The sequence below is a fragment of the Paracoccus sp. FO-3 genome (assembly GCF_006386455.1).
Lineage (GTDB): Bacteria > Pseudomonadota > Alphaproteobacteria > Rhodobacterales > Rhodobacteraceae > Paracoccus > Paracoccus versutus.
In genome coordinates, this window is the sequence record NZ_VCBQ01000058.1 from 1 (window position 1) to 20,336 (window position 20,336).

General features: G+C 67.6%; 19 protein-coding genes. 13 read left to right on the forward strand and 6 right to left on the reverse strand.

Annotated features, from left to right (window positions below; translation table 11 throughout):
• Positions 1–476: 476 nt before the first annotated feature.
• A complete protein-coding gene (locus tag FE811_RS16100) occupies positions 477–2,303 on the forward strand; it encodes an ABC transporter ATP-binding protein (RefSeq protein ID WP_116221150.1) in 1,827 nt (608 codons plus the stop codon).
• A gap of 733 nt (positions 2,304–3,036) precedes the next feature.
• Positions 3,037–4,995: a protein meaA gene (locus FE811_RS16105; protein ID WP_140848141.1), complete on the forward strand. Its 1,959-nt coding sequence runs from the start codon at positions 3,037–3,039 to the stop codon at positions 4,993–4,995.
• Positions 4,996–5,094: 99 nt separating this feature from the next.
• On the opposite strand, the gene FE811_RS16110 is transcribed toward FE811_RS16105, so the two are convergent.
• The gene (locus FE811_RS16110; RefSeq protein WP_116221149.1) at positions 5,095–6,000 is read right to left on the reverse strand and encodes a DMT family transporter; all 906 of its coding nucleotides are present in this window, start codon (positions 5,998–6,000) and stop codon (positions 5,095–5,097) included.
• Positions 6,000–6,569 (reverse strand): peroxidase-related enzyme, encoded by a 570-nt coding sequence (locus tag FE811_RS16115; RefSeq protein WP_036755757.1) that lies wholly within the window; start codon positions 6,567–6,569, stop codon positions 6,000–6,002. The genes FE811_RS16110 and FE811_RS16115 overlap by 1 nt, the downstream gene beginning before the upstream one ends.
• Positions 6,570–6,806: 237 nt before the next feature.
• On the opposite strand from FE811_RS16115, the gene ffh reads away from it, so the two are divergent.
• From ffh to rpmE, 8 genes are read left to right on the forward strand one after another with little or no spacing between them, the layout of a single operon-like run.
• Positions 6,807–8,303, forward strand: a complete 1,497-nt coding sequence (ffh, locus tag FE811_RS16120; RefSeq protein ID WP_036755754.1) for a signal recognition particle protein — start codon at positions 6,807–6,809, stop codon at positions 8,301–8,303.
• Positions 8,304–8,307: 4 nt separating this feature from the next.
• Entirely contained in the window at positions 8,308–8,850 is a 543-nt protein-coding gene (locus FE811_RS16125; RefSeq protein WP_116221148.1) for a GNAT family N-acetyltransferase, read from the forward strand.
• Positions 8,851–8,904: 54 nt separating this feature from the next.
• On the forward strand, positions 8,905–9,201 hold the full coding sequence (locus tag FE811_RS16130; RefSeq protein ID WP_036755750.1) for a chorismate mutase: 297 nt from the start codon (positions 8,905–8,907) through the stop codon (positions 9,199–9,201).
• 48 nt (positions 9,202–9,249) lie between these two features.
• Positions 9,250–9,624, forward strand: a complete 375-nt coding sequence (rpsP, locus tag FE811_RS16135; RefSeq protein ID WP_036755747.1) for a 30S ribosomal protein S16 — start codon at positions 9,250–9,252, stop codon at positions 9,622–9,624.
• On the forward strand, positions 9,624–10,127 hold the full coding sequence (gene rimM, locus FE811_RS16140) for a ribosome maturation factor RimM (protein ID WP_036755743.1): 504 nt from the start codon (positions 9,624–9,626) through the stop codon (positions 10,125–10,127). Before rpsP ends, rimM begins: the two co-directional genes overlap by 1 nt.
• Positions 10,124–10,996, forward strand: a complete 873-nt coding sequence (gene trmD / locus FE811_RS16145; RefSeq protein WP_036755741.1) for a tRNA (guanosine(37)-N1)-methyltransferase TrmD — start codon at positions 10,124–10,126, stop codon at positions 10,994–10,996. Before rimM ends, trmD begins: the two co-directional genes overlap by 4 nt.
• Positions 10,993–11,373 carry a 50S ribosomal protein L19 gene (gene rplS, locus FE811_RS16150; RefSeq protein ID WP_024844932.1) on the forward strand — a complete coding sequence of 127 codons (381 nt, stop codon included), beginning with the start codon at positions 10,993–10,995 and terminating at the stop codon, positions 11,371–11,373. The genes trmD and rplS overlap by 4 nt, the downstream gene beginning before the upstream one ends.
• Positions 11,374–11,384: 11 nt before the next feature.
• On the forward strand, positions 11,385–11,606 hold the full coding sequence (gene rpmE, locus FE811_RS16155) for a 50S ribosomal protein L31 (protein ID WP_011750118.1): 222 nt from the start codon (positions 11,385–11,387) through the stop codon (positions 11,604–11,606).
• Positions 11,607–11,729: 123 nt separating this feature from the next.
• Here rpmE and FE811_RS16160 read toward each other — a convergent pair whose 3' ends face one another.
• Positions 11,730–11,936 carry a hypothetical protein gene (locus FE811_RS16160; protein WP_036755739.1) on the reverse strand — a complete coding sequence of 69 codons (207 nt, stop codon included), beginning with the start codon at positions 11,934–11,936 and terminating at the stop codon, positions 11,730–11,732.
• Entirely contained in the window at positions 11,933–12,181 is a 249-nt protein-coding gene (locus FE811_RS16165) for a hypothetical protein (protein WP_036755737.1), read from the reverse strand. Before FE811_RS16165 ends, FE811_RS16160 begins: the two co-directional genes overlap by 4 nt.
• A 271-nt stretch (positions 12,182–12,452) precedes the next feature.
• Between FE811_RS16165 and FE811_RS16170 the strand changes: the two genes are divergently transcribed.
• The 3 genes from FE811_RS16170 to FE811_RS16180 all read left to right on the forward strand — a co-directional run bounded on the left by FE811_RS16170 (position 12,453) and on the right by FE811_RS16180 (position 17,536).
• The gene (locus tag FE811_RS16170; RefSeq protein WP_072460848.1) at positions 12,453–13,235 is read left to right on the forward strand and encodes a division plane positioning ATPase MipZ; all 783 of its coding nucleotides are present in this window, start codon (positions 12,453–12,455) and stop codon (positions 13,233–13,235) included.
• A gap of 69 nt (positions 13,236–13,304) precedes the next feature.
• Complete coding sequence (locus FE811_RS16175) at positions 13,305–14,471, forward strand: efflux RND transporter periplasmic adaptor subunit (RefSeq protein ID WP_116221147.1); 1,167 nt, start codon at positions 13,305–13,307, stop codon at positions 14,469–14,471.
• Positions 14,468–17,536: an efflux RND transporter permease subunit gene (locus tag FE811_RS16180; protein WP_114537230.1), complete on the forward strand. Its 3,069-nt coding sequence runs from the start codon at positions 14,468–14,470 to the stop codon at positions 17,534–17,536. The genes FE811_RS16175 and FE811_RS16180 overlap by 4 nt, the downstream gene beginning before the upstream one ends.
• A 106-nt stretch (positions 17,537–17,642) precedes the next feature.
• Here FE811_RS16180 and FE811_RS16185 read toward each other — a convergent pair whose 3' ends face one another.
• Together FE811_RS16185 and FE811_RS16190 are read right to left on the reverse strand one after the other, a co-directional pair.
• Positions 17,643–18,947 carry a pyruvate dehydrogenase complex dihydrolipoamide acetyltransferase gene (locus FE811_RS16185; RefSeq protein WP_116221146.1) on the reverse strand — a complete coding sequence of 435 codons (1,305 nt, stop codon included), beginning with the start codon at positions 18,945–18,947 and terminating at the stop codon, positions 17,643–17,645.
• Between the two features lie 14 nt (positions 18,948–18,961).
• Entirely contained in the window at positions 18,962–20,332 is a 1,371-nt protein-coding gene (locus FE811_RS16190) for a pyruvate dehydrogenase complex E1 component subunit beta (protein WP_116221145.1), read from the reverse strand.
• Positions 20,333–20,336 lie beyond the last annotated feature (4 nt).

Below are 20,336 nucleotides of genomic sequence, written 5' to 3' on the forward strand. Positions count from 1 at the left end.
CCGGGTTTTACTCCGCCGTTGACAGCCTGGACTGTGAATCAAACCATCCGGCTTGCCTTGAGCGCCATTAATAAATTGATTTCAAATCATTTTGCGAAAGATCGGGTCGGGCTTCCCCGTGCTTCAAGTTGGCCGAGGTAGGATGCGGGCAATGAATGAGCACTACACAAGGCTACATTGGCTCCGTGGTGATGCTCAAGATTCGAAACGGCTCAGTTCGAGTGATGTCTACGGCTAGGCTGAATGGCCCGTGCATCACTGCTGCCGCTAACGATGCGTGGAACTCTTTACCTCCCACTGAGCCTTCTTTCCAGCCGCGACCGAATGATTGATGGCGGTCCATATAAGGTGACGGGGCTTGGGGCGCGGCTTCAGGCATTTGATGCGCCAAAACCAAGATACCGGCACACGAAAGCCGTGTCGGATTTGCGCTGGCATGGGGACGAAAACCATTTCGACAAGGAGAGAGGGCCGGCGTGGCGACTCCGATCACTGGCGTTCGGATTCGTCTGGCAATATCGGCCACGCTGGCGATCATAGGGGCTGCGGCAGGGCTCGGCCCCTTTCTTGCGATCTGGTGGCTCGCGGGCAAGGCGCTGGCGGAGCCGGTGACTGCGGCGCAGGTCTTGCAGGCTACGCTGGCGGCGATCACGGCGCTGGCTGCGAAGTCGCTGCTTCTGTCAGCTTCCACCACCATTTCCCACAGCGCGGCTTTCACCTTGCTGTTCCGCCTGCGCAACGAGCTGGTGGACGGGATCGCGGTCTTGCCGCGGGCGGTCGCGGACCGCCGGGGCACCGCCGATCTGCGCCGTCTCGTGATCGAGGATATCGACCAGATCGAGGATTCGATCGCCCCTGCCATTCCCGATCCGGCTCAGAGCATTGCGCTGCCCTGTCTGACCTTCGCAGCCCTTGCACCGATCGATTGGCGGCTTGCGCTGGCGGCGGTGACGCTGTTTCCGCTGTTGCTTTGGCGCTATCCACTGACGATATGCGCCCCACGAGAGGATTACGGTCGCTGGTATGCCGCCCTGGCCCGGCTGCGCGAAGCTACGCGCCATCTGGTCGGCGGAATCGCGGTAATCCGCGCCTTTGTCGGTGCCGAGCGCGGCTTTGATGCCCATGAGCAGGCGGTCGCGGCAGTGCGCGAGACGGGGTATCGCGCCGGAACCGCGTCGCTCTGGCAGATGAGCCTGCTGCATACCGGGCTGCGCGGCAACGTGCTGGTGCTGTTTCCGGTCGGTGCAGCGGTTTTCCTTGGCGGCGATGCCTCCGCGCAGGATCTGGTGCTGATCCTGCTGCTTGGCCTGAACGCCTCGGCCCTGCGGCTGATCTTTACCGCCGGGAACTTCACCTGGCGGATGAAGGCCGCGATGGCGCGGATGGCCAAGATCCGCGGCATTCCCCTTTTGGAGCAACTCGAGCCCGCCGGAGTCCCGCGCGGAAACAGTCTTGCCCTGGAACGGGTGGCGCTGTCGCCGGGCGAAAGGGTGATCCTGCAGGATATCAGCCTTTCTGTCCCCGACGGGGGCATGCTCGCCATCGTCGGCCCATCGGGGGCGGGCAAGACGACGCTTTTGCGGGTGATGGACCCGGATGCAGGCCGGATCACCCTGGGCGGCGCCGGTCTGCGGCGAATTCCGGGCGCCATGCTGCCTGCACGGTTCTCGGCCGTGCTGCAACGGGCATGGCTGACCGATGCGACCATCCGCGAGAATATCCGCGCGGGCCGGCCCTCGGCCTCGGATGCCGAGGTGGATGAGGCGGCCCGGCGCGCGCAGGTCACGGGATTTGCCAGGGTGCTGCCCCTGGGTCTCGACAGCCCGGTCGGCGAGGGCGGGCGCAACCTTTCGGGCGGCGAGCGCCAGCGGGTCGCCATCGCCCGTGCCATGCTGCGCGATGCGCCCGCGCTGCTTCTGGACGAGGCGACCGCCGCCCTCGACCCCGAGAACGGGGCCGAGGTTCTGGCGGCGCTCGATGTGCTGAAACGGGGCCGCACCGTGGTCGTGGTGGCGCATCGGCTGCACACCATCCGGCACGCCGACCGGATCGCGGTGATCGAGGCTGGCCGCCTCATCGACAGCGGCCGCCATGAGGAGCTTATCGCTCGCTGTGCGCTCTACATGCGCCTTGGCGTTTCGGTCGCCCGTGCCATCCACGACATGTCGGCGTGGATTTCGGCAGCGATCTCATCGGCACGATGCTCGCTGGGGATCCGGATCAGCCTTTGCCCCTTCACGGAATACCTCAAGCCTCTCGCGGTCTTTCCGGGCGAGGTGCTGGAGGCCGGAGATGGCCTCTGATCGCGCTGCCAGACAGGCGGCGCGGCGCTGGAGGCGTTGCCTCGCGGACCAGGGGATATCAATGTCATCCAGACGGTCCAGCCAGCCTGTTTCATCGACCGTCCATCCGCCCTCATCGGCGGGTCGATCCCGTCGCGCCTGGCACGCAGGCGCTGGTAGTGCCGCCGCAAGCGCGACTGGATCTCGGCCTGGGACCGGCCTTCCGGAGGAAACCGCAGTTCGACGAAGGGAATGCGGGTCATGGGCAAGGCTGTATCGACAGGCATGACGGCGCACCTTCAAAGACAAGCCGTTCCCGTTCGGGAGAGCGGCGCTTTCCCGGCGGAGAGGGTCGGAACGGGTGGGGCCCGGAGCGAGTGGCGGTCTTCTGCATCTGCATTGCCGCCACCCCCGAGGGCATGCCGCGACCATCTTCGGCAGGGGCTGCTTCGTCAACGGGAGAGGCGCCAGGGTGGTCGCCAGGCAGAGCGATGAGCGACCCGAACTGCCGGTTTCGGGTCGATCAGGTAACTAATTGTAATAAAACACAATAACTGATTGAGCGGATCGGGTGGGCGCTAATGACCTGGGAAATGGGCGGCGAAATCCCCAAAATGGGCCTTGATCGCCTGCCGATTCAGCCCGCGCCAAGGCGGAGCGCGGCAAAAAATCCTTTCTGCGTTGCGGCGAATTGACTGGGCATGATTATTACGTTATCGCTTCACCAGTCGTAATATTGTTGCGAGGGCAGATCGTGGCCGAGAAAGACAAACCCTGGCTTTTCCGCACCTATGCGGGCCATTCGACCGCCGAGAAATCCAACGCACTCTATCGGGGCAACCTCGCCAAGGGGCAGACCGGCCTGTCGGTGGCCTTCGACCTGCCGACCCAGACCGGCTACGACAGCGACCACGTCCTGGCGCGCGGCGAGGTCGGCAAGGTCGGCGTGCCCGTCTGCCACCTGGGCGACATGCGCATGCTCTTCGACCAGATCCCGCTGGAGCAGATGAACACCTCGATGACGATCAACGCGACGGCGCCCTGGCTCTTGTCGCTCTATATCGCCGTGGCCGAGGAACAGGGCGCCGACATCGCCAGGCTGCAAGGCACGGTGCAAAACGACATCATCAAGGAATACCTGTCGCGCGGCACCTATATCTGCCCGCCCAGGCCCTCGCTCAGGATGATCACCGACGTCGCGGCCTATACGGCGAAGCACCTGCCGAAATGGAACCCGATGAACGTCTGCTCGTATCACCTGCAGGAGGCGGGGGCGACGCCCGAGCAGGAACTGGCCTATGCGCTCGCGACCGGCATCGCCGTGCTGGACGACCTGAAGACCAAGGTCGAGCCGCAGGATTTCCCCGCCATGGTCGGGCGGATCTCGTTCTTCGTGAACGCCGGCATCCGCTTCGTGACCGAGCTGTGCAAGATGCGCGCCTTCACCGAGCTCTGGGACGAGATCTGCCGCGACCGCTATGGCATCGAGGAAGAGAAATACCGCCGCTTCCGCTATGGCGTGCAGGTGAACAGCCTGGGCCTGACCGAGCAGCAGCCAGAAAACAACGTCTATCGCATCCTCCTGGAGATGCTGGCCGTCACGCTGTCGAAGAACGCCCGCGCCCGCGCCGTGCAGCTGCCGGCCTGGAACGAGGCGCTTGGCCTGCCGCGGCCCTGGGACCAGCAATGGTCGCTGCGCATGCAACAGATCGTCGCCTACGAGACGGACCTGCTGGAGTACGGCGACCTTTTCGACGGCAATCCGGTGATCGCCGCCAAGGTCGAGGAGCTGAAATCCGGCGCCCGCGCGGAGCTGGCGACGCTGGACGAGATGGGAGGCGCCATCGCCGCCATCGAATACATGAAGTCGCGGCTGGTCGAATCCAATGCCGAGCGGTTGAATCGCATCGAGGCGAACGAGACGGTGGTCGTCGGCGTGAACCGCTGGCAGCAGGGCGAGCCCTCGCCGCTGACCGCGGGCGATGGCGGCATCATGGTGGTGGACCCGGCGGTCGAGCAGGACCAGATCGCCCGGCTGCGCGCCTGGCGCGAAGCGCGCGACGAGACGGCCGTCGAGGCCGCCCTCGCCGCGCTGCGCGATGCCGCGCAGAGGGGGCAGAATGTGATGCCGTTTTCCATCGCCGCCGCCAAGGCAGGCGCCACGACCGGCGAATGGGCGGCGGTGATGCGCCAGGTGCATGGCGAATATCGCGGCCCGACGGGGGTCTCGGCCAGCCCCTCGAACCGCACCGAGGGGCTGGAGCCGATTCGCGAGGCCGTGGATGCGGTCAGCCGCCGCCTTGGCCGGCGGCTGAAGTTCCTGGTCGGCAAGCCCGGCCTCGACGGCCATTCCAACGGCGCCGAGCAGATCGCCTTCCGCGCCCGCGATTGCGGCATGGACATCACCTATGAAGGCATCCGCCTGACCCCCGAGCAGATCGTGACCCGCGCCGCCGAGGACAATGCCCATGTCGTCGGCCTGTCGATCCTGTCGGGCAGCCACCTGCCGCTGATCGAGGATCTGATGGAGCGGATGCGTGCCGCCGGCCTGGCGCATGTCCCGGTGGTGGTCGGCGGCATCATTCCCGACGAGGATGCCGCCAGGCTGCTGAAGATGGGCGTGGCGCGGGTCTATACGCCCAAGGATTTTGAGCTCAACCGGATCATGATGGACATCGTGGCCCTGGCCGAGCCCGAGGAGGCGGCCGCCTGAGCCGGTGGCACGGCCGCATGGGTATTTGAGCAACGAAGAAGTCCGGCACCGCGCCCTCGGCTTCTTCGTTGTCCAAATACCCATATTGCAACCGCGCCGTCAGTCCTTCAGCAGCAAAAGCAGCGCGGCGACGGTCGCCAGCACCCCGGGCATCACGGCGAGCGGCGGCAGGCCGCGGGTCAATGCGGCCTCGAGCCCGATCACCCAGATCGGCGTCAGGTAGGTATAGGCCATCACCTTGGACGAGGGCAGCCGCATGGTGGCGAATTGCACCAGCGCCGTGGTCAGCGCGCTGGCGAAGATCGCGACATAGAGCAGCGTGACCCAGACGATGGCCGGCAGATGCGCCCAATCCGTGTCGAGGATCGCCCGGCCGCCCCAGACAAGCAGGATCAGCCCCCCGGCGCAGAGCGTGGCGAAGGTCGAGACGATCGGCGTCTCGCCCCGGTTCAGCCGGCGCACCATCGGGGTATAGAGCGCATGGGCCGCGCAGCCGACCAGGTAGATCGCCTCGCCGCGGCGGAACTCGAGCCGCATCAGTGCCGCCGCGTCGCCGCCGAAGATCACCCAGAGCGAGCCCGCCGCCCCCAGCGCCAGCGCCAATGCGATGCGCCCGGTCATGCGCTGCCGCATCAAAAGCCAGCCGAAGCCCGCCGACATCAGCGGCGTCAGCGTGAACACCGCCGCCGCCGAGACCGGCAACGCGGTTTTCAGCCCCTCGAACATCAGCACGAAATAGGCGGCGAAGAGCCCGCCCAGCACCAGGTAGCGCCAGGGCGCGCGGAAGGTTTCCCGCGGGATGCCCGGCCCGGCCATGGCCACGCCGCCGACCACGCCCGCGGCGATGGCGAAGCGCGCGGCCGAGATCGCCGCCGGGTCGATCAGGTTCGCCGCCCGTGCGCCCAGCGAGAAGGAGCCCGCGATCGCGGCCGAGAACAGCAGCATCGCCGCATGGCCCTGCAACGCCTCGCGCCGCATCTGCGGCACCGCCGAAAGCTCGGCCATCAGCCGCGCCCGAGCATGTAGAATTCGTCGTTCGGCCGGATGTCGCCCGCGTTCACCAGCCGGTTCGACATGCCGAAGAAGGCGGCGATGGCGCCGATGTCCCAGATCTCGTCCTGGTCGAAGCCGGCCTCGCGCAGCGCGACATGATCCGCCTCGTCGATCCCTTGCGCGTTCAGCGCCACCTTTTCGGCATAGGCCAGCATGGCGCGTTCGCGTGGCGTGAGGTCGGCCTTGCGCCAGTTCACCGCCACCTGGTCGGCGATGAAGGCGTTCTTTGCCCGGATGCGCAGGATGGCGCCATGCGCGACCACGCAATACTGGCACTGGTTCAGCCCCGAGGTCGCGACCACGATCAATTCGCGCTCGGCCTTGGTGAGGCCGCCCTCGCGCTCCATCAGCGCGTCGTGGTAGGCGAAGAAGGCGCGGAACTCGTCCGGGCGATGCGCCAGCGCCAGGAAGACGTTCGGGACGAAGCCCGATTTCTCGGCCACCTTGCGGATGCGCAGGGCGATGTCTTCGGGCATCTCGTCCAGCGAGGGCACGGGAAAGCGGCTGATGGGATGGGTCATGGCTCGGTCCTCCGGGGCGCGAGGTTTTCACCAAAGCCGGGGCAGGGTCAACCGGGGCGCGCTTGACTTTGGCGGGCATTGGCCCTATCCACGCCGGGATTCCCGGAAGGTCTGTCCTTCCGGTCCCCGCGCCTTGTCCGGGGATCGCCCCCCGTCAGCGCGTTGCGCCCACGGGGGCGCACCTGTTTATTCGCGCCCGTGTTCCTCGGGCAAACGGCAACCATTGGAGGGCCGCCGATGTTTGAAAACCTGTCCGACCGCCTTGGCGGCGTCTTCGACCGGCTGACCAAGCAGGGCGCGCTGTCCGAGGATGACGTGGCCGCCGCCATGCGCGAGGTGCGCGTCGCGCTGCTGGAGGCCGACGTCTCGCTGCCCGTGGCGCGCAGCTTCGTCAAGGCGGTGACGCAGAAGGCCACCGGCGCGGCCGTCACCAAGTCGATCACCCCCGGCCAGCAGGTCGTCAAGATCGTCCATGACGAGCTGATCAAGGTCTTGCAGGGCGAGGGCGCGCCCGATGCGCTGCGCATCGACAATCCCCCGGCGCCGATCCTGATGGTCGGCCTGCAGGGCTCGGGCAAGACCACCACCACGGCCAAGCTGGCCAAGCGCCTGAAGGACCGCGAGAAGAAGCGGGTGCTGATGGCCTCGCTGGACACCAACCGTCCGGCCGCCATGGAGCAGCTGGCGATCCTGGGCCAGCAGATCGGCGTCGATACCCTGCCCATCGTGCCGGGCGAGAATGCGGTGCAGATCGCCAGGCGCGCCAAGCAGCAGGCGACGCTGGGCGGCTATGACGTCTACATGCTCGACACCGCCGGCCGGCTGCATATCGACGAAGTGCTGATGGACGAGGTGCAGGCGGTCCGCGACGTGGCCAGCCCGCGCGAGACGCTGCTGGTCGTCGACGGGTTGACCGGCCAGGACGCGGTGAACGTCGCCAGCGAATTCGACGGCAAGGTCGGCATCTCGGGCGTCGTGCTGACCCGGATGGACGGCGACGGTCGCGGCGGCGCCGCGCTGTCGATGCGCGCCGTGACCGGCAAGCCGATCCGCTTCGTCGGCCTGGGCGAAAAGATGGATGCGCTGGAGGTCTTTGACGCGCAGCGTATCGCCGGCCGCATCCTCGGGATGGGCGACATCGTCGCCCTGGTCGAGAAGGCGCAGGAGGTGCTGGAGGTCGAGCAGGCCGAGCGCATGATGAAGCGCTTCCAGAAGGGCATGTTCAACATGAACGACCTGCGCAACCAGCTTGAGCAGATGCTCAAGATGGGCGGGATGCAGTCGATCATGGGCATGATGCCCGGCATGGGCAAGATGGCCAAGCAGGCCGAGGCCGCCGGTTTCGACGACAAGGCGATCAAGCGCCAGATCGCGCTGATCAACTCGATGACGAAAAAGGAACGCGCCAATCCCGACCTGCTGCAGGCCAGCCGCAAGAAGCGCATCGCCGCCGGCGCGGGCATGGAAGTGTCGGAACTCAACAAGCTTCTGAAGATGCAGAAGCAGATGGCCGACACGATGAAGAAGCTGGGCAAGATGGGCAAGGGCGGCATGCTCAAGCAGGCCATGCGCGCCATGACCGGCAAGGGCGGCGGGCTGCCCGACATGGCCAATGTCGATCCCGAGAAGATGGCCGAGGCCACGCGGATGCTGCAAGACCCCAAGGGGCTGGGCGGCCAGTTGGGCGGCATGGGCCTGCCGGGCGGGCTTTCCGGCCTGTTCGGGAAGAAGTGAACGCATGATCCGGCTTGCCGACACGCCCGTGCTGACGACCGAGCGGCTGGTCCTGCGCGCCCCGCAGGCCGGCGACTGGCCGGCATGGCGCGACTTCTTCGAAAGCGACCGCGCCGGCTTCGTCGGCGGGCCGATGGTGCAGCCCGGCCAGTCCTGGCGCGCCTTTGGCCATTTCATCGGCCATTGGGTGCTGCGCGGCTATGGCATGTTCGTGCTGACCGAGCGTGGATCGGACCGGGCGCTGGGGGCGGTCGGGCCGTGGTTTCCCGACGGCTGGCCCGAGCATGAGATCGGCTGGACGCTGTGGTCCGCCGGGCTGGAGGGCCGGGGCTATGCGCAGGAAGCGGCCCTGGCGGCGCGCGATTTTGCCATCCGCACGCTCGGCTGGTCGCGGCCGGTCAGCTATATCGACCAGGCCAATGCGCGCTCGATCTCGCTTGCCCGGCGGCTGGGCGCCCTGCGCGATCCCAAGGCCAAGGCGCCGCATTTCGGGGATGACCGCGCCCCGCCGCATGTCTTTCGCCATCCCGCCGGAGCCGCGGCATGAATGGCGCGTCCCGTGTAGATGCGGTGCTGCGCATTTCAATCCCTGGAGATCTGAATGAGTGATCCGACCGCCCGCGCCGCGACCCTGCTCAAGGAGCATCGTGCCAGCATCGACCGGCTGGACGCGATCCTGGTCTATACGCTGGCCGAGCGGTTCAAGCACACCCAATCCGTCGGCCGCCTGAAGGCCGAACACGATCTTCCTCCGTCCGATCCCGTCCGCGAGGCGAGACAGATCGAGCGGCTGGAACGCCTCGCGCGCGAGGCCGACCTGGACCCGGAATTCGCGCGCAAATTCCTGAACTTCGTGATCGCCGAAGTGATCCGGCATCACGAGAAACTCCTCCCCTGAGGCGGGGTTTCCCCCCGCCGACCCCGCCATTCCAAAGGAGAAAACGCAATGGCAATGAAAATCCGCCTGGCCCGTGGTGGCTCGAAGAAACGCCCCCATTACGCCATCGTCGCGTCCGATTCGCGCATGCCGCGCGACGGCCGCTTCCTCGAGAAGCTGGGCACCTACAACCCGCTCTTGCCGAAGGATTCGGAAGAGCGCATCAAGATGAACCTCGAGCGCGTGCAATACTGGCTCTCGCAGGGTGCGCAGCCGACCGACCGCGTCGCCCGCTTCCTGGAAGCCGCCGGCGTCAAGGAAAAGACCGAGCGCAAGAACCTGAAGAAGGGCGAGCCCGGCAAGGCCGCCAAGGAACGCGCCGAAAAGCGCGCCGCGCGTGAAGCCGCCGCCAACGCCCCGGCCGAAGAAGCCGCTTCGGAATAATGACCGAGCGGGTCTGCGTCGGTGCGATCGCGGGCGCCTTTGGCGTCCGGGGCGAGGTGAGGCTGAAGAGCTTTACCTCGCAACCGAACGATATTGCCGCATATGCCCCGCTTTATACCGAAGACGGCAGCCGCTCGTTCACCGTCCGCCTGACGCGGCCGGTGACGGGCGGGCTTGGCGCCCGGCTGTCGGGCGTCGAGACGCGCGAACAGGCCGAGGCGCTGAAGGGCGTGACGCTCTGGGCCGACCGCGACAAGCTTCCGGCCCTGCCGGACGACGAATTCTATCATGCCGACCTGATCGGCCTGTCGGTCCATGACACCGGCGGGGCGCTGATCGGCAAGGTCCGCGCGATCTACGACCACGGCGCGGGCGACATCCTGGAGATCCACGGACCCGGCCGGCGGCAGGTGCTGCTTCTGCCCTTCACCCGTGCCTTCGTGCCCACGGTGGACCTGGCCGCGGGCCGCATCGTCGCCGACCCGCCGGACGAGCAGGAATGACCGGCGGGGCGATGAAATCCCACGGCCGGCTGTCGATCCGCGCCAGCCTGCAGCCGCGCGACCTGATGGCCGAGCCGCAGGTCAGGGGCGCCTGGACCGCCCAGGTCGTCACGCTTTTCCCCGAGGCTTTTCCAGGGGTTCTGGGGCTTTCCCTGACCGGCAGGGCGCTGACCGAGGGGCTGTGGAACCTGCGCAGCATCGACCTGCGCCCCTTTGGCATCGGCAAGCACCGCAACGTGGACGACACGCCCGCCGGCGGCGGCGCCGGCATGGTGATCCGCGCCGACGTGATGGATGCGGCGCTGCGCGAGGCGGGGGCCGACCTGCCGGTGATCTATCTGTCGCCGCGCGGCAGGCCCTTTACCCAGGCCCGCGCCCGCGAACTGGCGCAGGGCCCCGGCATGACCCTGATCTGCGGCCGGTTCGAGGGCGTGGACCAGCGCGTGCTGGACGCCCATGGCGTCGAAGAGATCAGCATCGGCGACTATGTCCTGACCGGCGGGGAACTGGCGGCTCAGGTCTTGATCGACGCGACGGTTCGCCTTATACCGCGCGTGCTGGGGAATCAGGACTCTCTGGCCGAGGAATCCTTTTCCCCGGACCATGGCGGCCTGCTGGAACATCCGCAGTACACGAAGCCCGCCCTTTGGGAAGGCCGCGCGATCCCGGACGTGCTTTTGTCCGGCAATCACGCGGCTATTGCCAATTGGCGTCACGACATGGCCGAAAGGCTGACCAAGGAACGCCGCCCCGACCTGTGGCGGGCATATGAGCAGGCTCATGTGGACCCGGCAAAGGACCGACAGCTCTCGGGCGCATCAGACCAATCGCGGGACTACCGCGAGCAACCGAAGGAACCAAAGCGATGAACCTGATCGCCCAACTGGAAGCCGAGCAGATCGCCGCGCTCGGCAAGGACATCCCCGATTTCAAGGCCGGCGACACCGTTCGCGTCGGCTACAAGGTGACCGAGGGCACCCGCACGCGCGTGCAGATGTACGAAGGCGTGGTCATCTCGCGCAAGGGCGGCGGCATCGGCGCCTCGTTCACCGTGCGCAAGATCTCGTTCGGCGAGGGTGTCGAGCGCGTCTTCCCGCTCTACTCGACCAACATCGACTCGATCACCGTCGTGCGCCGTGGCCGCGTCCGCCGCGCCAAGCTGTATTACCTGCGCGATCGCCGCGGCAAGTCCGCCCGCATCGCCGAGGTCAGCAACTACAAGCCCAAAGCCGAAGCCAAGGCCTGAGGAGACGCGCCATGAAAGCAGACATCCATCCCGACTACCACCTGATCGAGGTCAAGATGACCGACGGCACCACCTATCAGGTGCGCTCGACCTGGGGCAAGGAAGGCGACACCATGTCGCTGGACATCGACCCGAACTCGCACCCGGCCTGGACCGGCGGCTCGGCCAAGCTGATGGACACCGGCGGCCGCGTGTCGAAGTTCAAGAACAAATACGCCGGCCTGGGCTTCTGATCCCGCTGCCGACCGGACTTGCAAACGCCGCCCCGAAAGGGGCGGCGTTTTTCGTTCGTGGGCGGTGGGCGGCCCAGGGGAGGGGACGCGGTCGGGCCAGGCAGGCCGCGCCGGATCGGCGGCTCAATAGGCCAGGCCGAAGATCGGCATCCAGGCGGGCATGCTGGGCGTGCGGTTCAGCGCCAGGCCGGTCAATTCGCCCCGGCCGGTGTCGATCACCACGCGGCCGTCGCGATATTCGCGCAGCACCGGGCCTTGCGCGCTTTGATAGGGCGACAGCGCGATGGTGGCATAGCCGCGGTTCGGCTTGGAGAAAACGGCGTGGATCATTGGATCGCTCCTTTCCGGTCGAGGCGATGGATGGCGGTGTCCCAGCGCGCCGGATCACGGTCGCGCATCAGGTCGCGCGCGGTCTCGAAGGGGTCGCAGGTGATCAGCCGCAGCGGAATGTCGGAAATGCGATGCGGCTTGCCCGTGCGCCGGTCGATCAGGCTGACGGCATAGCGAGGCGAGACAGGCATGGCGGCCTGCAGCGCGCGATCGGCAAAAGCCGACAGATGGTTCAGCATGGTCATCTTTGGCTCCTTCCCTTGACTGACCCGGCCGGAGATCCCGGCATGGCTATATAACGACATAGCTGATCGTCTTTTGCAAGATAAATATCGACCGGCTTTGTCGTGATGAAAGAATGAAGCTGGAACAGATGGTTGAACGGCCGGCGGGGCAGGGCTGTCCCGCAGCGAAAAGCGCGCGCCGGGCCGCGATTCGGCCGGTCTCGGCGCTTTTCATCGTGCCGAGCGCGGCCTATTGTCCGGCGCGACGCGGGCCGGCATCGCAGGGGGATTCGTGGCGCATATCATCGTGGTCGGGAACGAAAAGGGCGGTTCGGGCAAGTCCACGACCTCGATGCATGTGGCGACCGCGCTGGCCCGCATGGGCCACCGGGTCGGCGCGCTGGACCTGGACGTGCGCCAGCGCAGCTTCGGCCGCTACCTGGAGAATCGTGCCGCCTTCGCCCAACGCGAGGGGCTGGACCTGCCCACCCCCCTGCTCGGGCGCCTTGAGCCCGAGATCCAGGGCGGCCCGGACCCTTTGTCGCAGGCGGTGGCCGCGCTCGAGGCGGAATGCGACTTCATCCTGCTTGACTGCCCCGGTTCGCACACGCGGCTCAGCCAGATGGCGCATACGCTGGCCGATACGCTGATCACGCCGATGAACGACAGTTTCGTCGATTTCGACCTTCTGGCGCGGATGTCGCCCGAGGGCAGGATCCTCGGCCCCTCGATCTATGCCGAGATGGTCTGGTCCGCTCGCCAGCTGCGCGGCGAGGCGGGGGCCGGGCCGATCGACTGGCTGGTGCTGCGCAACCGGCTGGGCACGCAGGCCATGCACAACAAGCGCAAGGTCGGCGGCGCGCTCGCCACCCTGTCCAGGCGCATCGGCTTTCGCGTGGCGCCGGGCTTTTCCGAGCGGGTGATCTTCCGCGAGCTGTTTCCGCGCGGATTGACGCTGCTAGATCTCAAGGACATCGGCACGGAACAGCTCAGCATGTCCAACATCGCCGCCCGGCAGGAACTGCGCGACCTGATCGGCGAGTTGAACCTACCCGGCGTCAGCGTTTCGTTCTGAAACCCGGCCGGCATTGTTGCCGATGGCCGGCGCCATTATGTTGCGCCGCAGATTGGTTTGGAGGGGACGATGACGGCAACCTGCCGGATCACCGGGATCGCGATGCTGGCGCTTGCCCTGTCCCTGGGACCGGTCGGCCCGGTCATGGCCGAGACGGCGGGCGCGGTCGAGCAGTCCGAATTGCCCGTGGTCACGCTGGCCACGGCCCAGCAGGACTGGATCGAGGCGCGGGTGCCGGTCTCGGGCTCGCTGGTCGCCCGGCAGGAGGTGCAGGTCCATGCCCTCGTCTCGGGGCACGAGATCACCAGCATCGAGGCCGAGGTCGGCGACCGTGTCGAGGCGGGGCAGGTGCTGGCGCGGCTGTCCGAGGATGTGCTGTCGGCGCAGCTGGCGCAGGCCGAGGCCGAATATCAGCGCGCCGAGGCCGGTGTCAGCCAGGCCGAAAGCCAGATCGCCAGCACCCAGGCCAGCCTGACCCAGGCGGTCTCGGCGCTGGAGCGCACCCGCAGCCTGCGGCAAAGCGGCAATGCCAGCCAGGCGGTGCTGGACCAGGCCGTCGCCACCGAGGCTTCGGCGCGCGCGGCGGCGGCCTCGGCCTCGGACGGGCTGGGCGTGGCGCGGGCGGCCGTGGCGCAGGCGGATGCGGCGCGGCGCATCGCGCGGCTGAACCTGGACCATGCCCGCATCACCGCCCCGGTTGCTGGGCTGGTGGTGGCGCGGACCGCCCGGCTAGGCGCCATTCCGGGCGGCGGCGGCGAGCCGCTGTTCACCCTGATCGCCGGCGGCGAGGTCGAGCTTGAGGCGGATGTGATCGAGACCGCGCTGAGCCAGCTCAAGCCCGGCGATGCCGCCGAGATCGAGGTCGCGGGCCTTGGCCGCGTCGAGGGCAAGCTGCGGCTGGCGCCGGCGGCGGTCGATCCGGTGACGCGGCTGGGGCCGGCGCGCATCGCGCTGGACCCCGATCCGCGGCTGCGCACCGGGCTGTTCGCCAGCGGCTGGATCATCACCGACCGGCGGCAGGCGGTGACGGTGCCCGCATCGGCCGTGCTGGCCGATGCCTCGGGCGAGCGGGTGCAGGTGGTCAAGGACGGCCGGATCGAGACGCGCGAGGTCCGCAGCGGGCTGATCTGGCAGGGCCGGCGCGAGATCCTGGAGGGCGTCGCATCGGGCGAGACGGTGGTGGCCCGCGCCGGCGCCTTCTTCCGCAGCGGCGACCAGGTACGGGCGGCGCCATGAACTTCTCGGCCTGGTCCATACGCCATCCGGTGCCGCCTATCGCGATCTTCCTCGTGCTGGTGATGATGGGGTTCTACAGCTTCAGCCGGCTGGCGGTGACGGCCATGCCGAACATCGACCTGCCGCTGGTCAGCGTGGTGGTCAACCAGCCGGGCGCGGCGCCCAGCGAGCTGACCCGGCAGGTGATCCAGCCGATCGAGGATTCCATCGCCTCGATCACCGGGGTGCGGCATATCACCTCGGCCGCGACCGACAGTTCGGCGCGGATCTATGTCGAGTTCGAGCTGGAGACCGACACCGACCGCGCCGTGAACGACGTCAAGGACGCGGTGGCCAATGTCCGCGCCGACCTGCCCGAATCCATCGTCGAGCCGCTGGTCCATCGCGTCGATGTCAGCGGCATGGCGATCCTGACCTATGCCGTCAGCAATCCCGGCATGAGCATCGAGGAACTGTCGGATTTCGTCGACGACGTGGTGTCGCGCGACCTGTCCACGGTGCCGGGCGTGGCCAGCATCACCCGCATCGGCGGCGCCGACCGGCAGATCAACGTGGACCTGGACCCGGACCGCATCATGGCCTTCGGGCTGACGGCGGCCGAGATCTCGGAGCAGCTGCGCGCCAAGAACATCGACATGGGCGGCGGGCGCGGCGACCTGGCCGGCACGGAATATTCCATTCGCGCGCTGGGATCGGCGGGCGACGTGGCCCGGCTGGCGGCGACGCCGATCCTGATCGGCTCGGGCGAGGGGGGCGGGCGCACGGTGCGGCTCGACCAGCTGGGCAGCGTCACCGACGGCGCCAGCGAGGAACGCAAGTTCGCCCTGCTCGACGGCCAGCCCGTCGTGGCCTTCGGCGTCTTTCGCGCCTCGGGCGAATCCGACCTGGAGGCGGGCGACGGCACCAAGGCCCGCATCGCCGAGATCGAGGCGCGCAACCCCGGCACCCGGATCACCCTGATCGACGATGCGACCACCTATACCTCGGGCAGCTATCACTCGACCATGGAGACGCTCTACGAGGGCGCGGCGCTGGCGGTGGTGGTGGTGTTCCTGTTCCTGCGCAACTGGCGCGCGACGCTGATCGCCGCGGTGGCGCTGCCCTTGTCGATCATCCCGACCTTCTTCGTCATGCATTGGCTGGGCTTCACGCTGAACGGCATCAGCCTTTTGGCGATCACCCTGGTCACCGGCATCCTGGTCGACGACGCCATCGTCGAGATCGAGAACATCGTGCGGCACATCAACATGGGCGTTCCCGCCTATGAGGCCAGCATGGAGGCCGCGAACGAGATCGGCCTGACCGTCATCGCCATCAGCTTCTCGATCGTCGCGGTCTTTGCCCCGGTCAGCTTCATGGGCGGGATTCCGGGGCAGTATTTCAAGCAGTTCGGGCTGACCGTCGCGGTCTCGGTGCTGTTCTCGCTTCTGGTGGCGCGGCTGATCACGCCGATGCTGGCCGCCTATTTCCTGCGCGACAACACCCGCCTGGCCGAGGAACGCGACGGGCCGGTGCTGCGCGGGCTGATGGCGGTGCTGGCCTGGACGCTGCGCCATCGCGGGCTGACGCTGCTGATGGGGCTGGGGGTCTTCGCCGGTTCGATCTATTCCGCCACGCTGCTGCCGACCGAGTTCATCCCGGCCTCGGATGTCGGCCGCAGCCAGATCAGCATCGAGCTGCCGCCCGGCGCCACGGTGTCGGAAACCGAAGCCGCGGCGCGGATGATCTCGCAGCGCATCGAGGCGGTGCCCGAAGTGCGCTCGGTCTTCGTCAACGGCGGCGAGGACGACGTGGCCAAGGCCAAGCTGATGGTCAATTACGGCCCCAAGGAAGAGCGCGAGCGGTCGAGCTTCGTGATCGAGGACGAATTGAAGCGCGACCTGTCGCAGATCCCCGACCTGCGGATCAATTTCCAGAACGAAGAGGGCAATGCCGACCTGTCGATCTCGGTCCTGGGCGACAGCGAGGCGGGCGCGGCCCAGGCGGCCGAACGGCTGATGGCGGCGATGAAGACCCTGCCGGTGCTGGAGGGGGTGACATCCTCGGCCAGCCTGCAGCGGCCCGAGATCCAGGTCCATCCCCGCCCCGAGGTCGCGGCCCAGCTGGGCGTGACCGCCAGCGCGCTGGCGACGACGCTGCGGGTGGCGACGTTGGGCGACACGGAATCGAACCTTGCCAAGTTCAACACCGGCGACAAGCAGATCCCGATCATGGTGCGGCTGGACCAGGAGGCGCGGCGCGACCTGATGACGGTGCGCAACCTGCGGGTGCCCAGCTCGGCCGGGCAGGTGCCGCTGGAGGTGGTGGCGGATGTCTCGATCTCGGCCGGGGCGACCGAGATCGGCCGCTACGACCGGCGCTATCGCACCACGGTATCGGCGAACCTGGCGGGCGGCGCGCTGCTGGGGCCGGTGAACGCGCAGGTCACGGCCTTGCAGCAGCAGGTCGAGCTGCCGGCCGGGACCGAGATCCAGCCCTCGGGCGATGCCGAGATCATGGGCGAGGTGTTCCAGGCCTTCACCGTGGCGATGGTTTCGGGCGTGGTGCTGACCTATGTCGTGCTGGTGCTGCTGTTTCATAATTTCGTCACCCCGGTCTCGATCCTGATGTCGCTGCCCCTGGCCATCGGCGGCGCGATCCTGGCGCTGTTCCTGACCGGCAATTCCATCAGCATGGCGGTGGTGATCGGCTTCCTGATGCTGATGGGGATCGTGACCAAGAACGCCATCATGCTGGTGGAATTCGCGGTCAGCGCCATAGACCGCGGGGTCGAGAAGCGCGAGGCGATCCTGGACGCGGTCCACAAGCGCGCCCGGCCCATCGTGATGACCACCATCGCCATGACGGCGGGCATGGTGCCCTCGGCCATCGGCACCGGCGAGGGGGCGGAGTTCAGCGCGCCCATGGCCATCGCGGTGATCGGGGGCTTGCTGCTGTCGACGCTGCTGTCGCTGCTGTTCGTGCCCTCGCTGTTTTCCGTCGTGCATGGCGGGCAGGTGCGCATCGGCGGCTGGCTGCGGCGGCGGATCGGGCTGAACGCGGCACCCGAGGCGGCCGGGGAGTGAGGCCGGACCGGGGGCTTCGCGCCCCCGGACCCCCGCGGGATATTTGGACACGAAAGAAAAAGGGGGCCGGCGAGGGCCCCCTTTCCTTCGTTCCTGGCAGCCGGGTTCAGGCCAGCATGCCCATCGGGTTTTCCAGGTGCCCGACGATGGCTTCCAGCAGCTGGGCGCCGAGCGCGCCGTCGATCACCCGGTGGTCGACCGAAAGCGTCATCGACATGACGTTGCGGATCACCACCTCGCCATTCTCGACCACCGGGGTCTGGATGCCGGCGCCGACGGCGAGGATCGCGCCATGCGGCGGGTTGATCACCGCGTCGAAATTCTCGATCCCGAACATGCCGAGGTTCGAGATGGCGAAGCTGCCGCCCTGGTATTCGTGGGGCGCGAGCTTCTTGGTCTTGGCGCGGTTGGCCAGGTCCTTCATCTCGGCCGAGAGCGCCGAGAGCGTCTTTTGCTGCGCGTCCTTGAGGACCGGGGTGAAGAGCCCGCCCTCGACCGCGACGGCGACGGCCACGTCGGACGGCTTCAGCTTGAGGATGCGGTCGCCGGCCCAGACGGCATTGGCATCCGGCACCTCTTGCAGCGCCAGGGCGCAGGCCTTGATGATGAAGTCGTTGACCGACAGTTTCACGCCCCGCGAGTCCAGCTGCTTGTTCAGCATGGCGCGGAATTTCATCAGCTCGTCGAGCTTGGCGGACCGGCGCAGGTAGAAATGCGGGATGGTCTGCTTGGCCTCGGAAAGCCGCGCGGCGATGGTGCGGCGCATGCCGTCGAGCGCCACTTCCTCGGTCTCGCGGTCGGCGTAGATCTTGAGGATGGTTTCGGCCGAGGGGCCGGCCGGGGCTGCGGCCGCGGCGGGTGCCGGGGCGGCTTTCGGCGCCTCGGCGGCGGCCGGCTTGGCCGCGCCGGGCTTCGCGCCCTCGACATCCGCCTTGACGATGCGGCCATGCGGGCCGGAACCCGTCACGCCGGCAAGGTCGATGCCCTTTTCCGCCGCGATGCGCCGGGCGAGCGGCGAGGCGAAGATGCGCCCGCCTTCGGCCGATTTCGGCGCGGCCGGGGCAGGGGCGGCGGTGGCCGTCGCTGCCGGGGCGGCTTCGGCTTTCGCCGTCTCGGGCTGGGCTTCCGCCTTGGGCGCCGGGGCGGCGGCGATGTCATCGGCGGATTCGCCCTCTTCCAGCAGCACGGCGATGGGGGTGTTCACCTTGACCCCCGCCGTGCCCTCGGCCACCAGGATCTTGCCCATCCGGCCCTCGTCGACGGCCTCGAACTCCATCGTGGCCTTGTCGGTTTCGATCTCGGCGATGATGTCGCCGGATTTGACCTCGTCGCCCTCTTTCACCAGCCATTTGGCCAGCGTGCCTTCCTCCATGGTCGGCGACAGGGCGGGCATCAGGATTTCAGTCGGCATCTTCTGCCCTCCCCTTAGCGATAGGTGACTTTTTTCACCGCCTCGACGACCTCGGCGGCGGTGATCAGCGCGTGTTTCTCAAGGTTCGCGGCATAGGGCATGGGCACGTCCTTGCCGGTGCAGTTGATCACCGGCGCGTCGAGCCAGTCGAAGGCGTTTTCCATGATATGGGCCGAGAGGTGGTTGCCGATCGAGGCGACCGGGAAGCCCTCTTCCACCGTCACGCAGCGGTTGGTGCGCTTGACCGATTCGATTACCGTGCCGTAGTCGAGCGGGCGCAGGGTGCGCAGGTCGATCACCTCGGCCTCGATGCCGTCGGCGGCCAGCTTTTCGGCCGCCTCCAGCGCATGGACCATGCCGATGCCGAAGCTGACCAGGGTCACGTCGCGGCCGGGGCGCACGATCTTGGCCTTGCCGAAGGGGATGGTGAAATCCTGCAGGTCCGGCACCTCGAAGCTGCGGCCGTAGAGGATCTCGTTTTCCAGGAAGATCACCGGGTTCGGGTCGCGGATCGCGGTCTTGAGCAGGCCCTTGGCGTCGGCGGCCGAATAGGGCATCACCACCTTGAGGCCGGGGATCTGCGCATACCAGGCGGCATAGTCCTGGCTGTGCTGGGCCGCCACGCGGGCGGCGGCGCCGTTCGGGCCGCGGAAGACGATCGGGCAGCCCATCTGGCCGCCGGACATGTAAAGCGTCTTGGCGGCCGAGTTGATGATATGGTCGATCGCCTGCATGGCGAAGTTGAAGGTCATGAACTCGACGATGGGACGCAGCCCGGCCAGCGCCGCGCCGGTGCCGATGCCGGCGAAGCCGATTTCCGAGATCGGCGTATCGACCACGCGGCGGGGCCCGAACTTGTCCAGCAGGCCCTGGCTGATCTTGTAGGCGCCCTGGTATTCGCCGACTTCCTCGCCCATCAGGAAGACGGTCTCGTCGCCGGACATTTCCTCTTCCATGGCCTCGCGCAGGGCTTCGCGCACGGTCATGGTCTTCATCGGCGTGCCTTCCGGCCAGTCGGGCGACTGGTCCGCGACCGGGGCCGGCGCGGGGGCCGCGGCCTGCGCGGGAGTGGCCGGAGCCTCGGCCCTGGCCTCGGCGGGTGCGGGCTCGGCCTTGGGTGCGGGGGCGGCATCGACGGATTCGCCTTCCTCGACCAGGACGGCGATGGGGGTGTTCACCTTGACCCCCTGGGTGCCCTCGGCGATCAGCAGCTTGCCGAGGATGCCTTCGTCGACCGCCTCGAATTCCATCGTGGCCTTGTCGGTCTCGATCTCGGCGATGATGTCGCCGGATTTCACGCTATCGCCTTCCTTGACCAGCCATTTGGCCAGCGTGCCTTCCTCCATGGTCGGCGACAGGGCGGGCATCAGGATTTCGGTTGCCATGGTT

What these genes read in the sequence shown, in the direction of transcription:
- FE811_RS16110 (WP_116221149.1), bottom strand. Translation starts at nt 6,000, where the DNA reads ATGGCCGAGCTTTCGGCGGTGCCGCAGATGCGGCGCGAGGCGTTGCAG.
- FE811_RS16115 (WP_036755757.1), bottom strand. Translation starts at nt 6,569, where the DNA reads ATGACCCATCCCATCAGCCGCTTTCCCGTGCCCTCGCTGGACGAGATG.
- ffh (WP_036755754.1), top strand. Translation starts at nt 6,807, where the DNA reads ATGTTTGAAAACCTGTCCGACCGCCTTGGCGGCGTCTTCGACCGGCTG.
- FE811_RS16125 (WP_116221148.1), top strand. Translation starts at nt 8,308, where the DNA reads ATGATCCGGCTTGCCGACACGCCCGTGCTGACGACCGAGCGGCTGGTC.
- FE811_RS16130 (WP_036755750.1), top strand. Translation starts at nt 8,905, where the DNA reads ATGAGTGATCCGACCGCCCGCGCCGCGACCCTGCTCAAGGAGCATCGT.
- rpsP (WP_036755747.1), top strand. Translation starts at nt 9,250, where the DNA reads ATGGCAATGAAAATCCGCCTGGCCCGTGGTGGCTCGAAGAAACGCCCC.
- rimM (WP_036755743.1), top strand. Translation starts at nt 9,624, where the DNA reads ATGACCGAGCGGGTCTGCGTCGGTGCGATCGCGGGCGCCTTTGGCGTC.
- trmD (WP_036755741.1), top strand. Translation starts at nt 10,124, where the DNA reads ATGACCGGCGGGGCGATGAAATCCCACGGCCGGCTGTCGATCCGCGCC.
- rplS (WP_024844932.1), top strand. Translation starts at nt 10,993, where the DNA reads ATGAACCTGATCGCCCAACTGGAAGCCGAGCAGATCGCCGCGCTCGGC.
- rpmE (WP_011750118.1), top strand. Translation starts at nt 11,385, where the DNA reads ATGAAAGCAGACATCCATCCCGACTACCACCTGATCGAGGTCAAGATG.
- FE811_RS16160 (WP_036755739.1), bottom strand. Translation starts at nt 11,936, where the DNA reads ATGATCCACGCCGTTTTCTCCAAGCCGAACCGCGGCTATGCCACCATC.
- FE811_RS16165 (WP_036755737.1), bottom strand. Translation starts at nt 12,181, where the DNA reads ATGACCATGCTGAACCATCTGTCGGCTTTTGCCGATCGCGCGCTGCAG.
- FE811_RS16175 (WP_116221147.1), top strand. Translation starts at nt 13,305, where the DNA reads ATGACGGCAACCTGCCGGATCACCGGGATCGCGATGCTGGCGCTTGCC.
- FE811_RS16180 (WP_114537230.1), top strand. Translation starts at nt 14,468, where the DNA reads ATGAACTTCTCGGCCTGGTCCATACGCCATCCGGTGCCGCCTATCGCG.
- FE811_RS16185 (WP_116221146.1), bottom strand. Translation starts at nt 18,947, where the DNA reads ATGCCGACTGAAATCCTGATGCCCGCCCTGTCGCCGACCATGGAGGAA.
- FE811_RS16190 (WP_116221145.1), bottom strand. Translation starts at nt 20,332, where the DNA reads ATGGCAACCGAAATCCTGATGCCCGCCCTGTCGCCGACCATGGAGGAA.